The sequence below is a fragment of the Mesorhizobium sp. M1A.T.Ca.IN.004.03.1.1 genome (assembly GCF_003997555.1).
Taxonomy (GTDB): Bacteria; Pseudomonadota; Alphaproteobacteria; order Rhizobiales; family Rhizobiaceae; genus Mesorhizobium.
The window spans coordinates 1-256 of record NZ_RZTV01000637.1; the positions used below are offsets into that span (position 1 = coordinate 1).

At 59.8% G+C, this 256-nt stretch carries 1 pseudogene; it reads right to left on the minus strand.

The features are described from left to right. Positions 1-248 (minus strand): annotated as a pseudogene (locus tag EOD29_RS33185) (carbohydrate ABC transporter permease); the annotation flags it as partial. Positions 249-256: the final 8 nt, after the last annotated feature.

Below are 256 nucleotides of genomic sequence, written 5' to 3' on the forward strand. Positions count from 1 at the left end.
GTCAGCACCGCCACCATCAGCGAGCTTGCAAAGGCCCGCGGCAGGGTCGACGATTGCAGGACATCGCGAAAATTCTCGAAAGAGATCACGAAGGGAAAGAAGCTCGGCGGAATCCGCTGGACATCCGCTGCCGGCTTGATCGACGTCATGAGCAGATAGACGTAAGGCAGCGCATAGGACAGGACGAGGACGAGCGCGGCGGCATTGATCACGATGCCGTTGAGATTGAAGCGGCGTGCACTACGCATGGACCGGC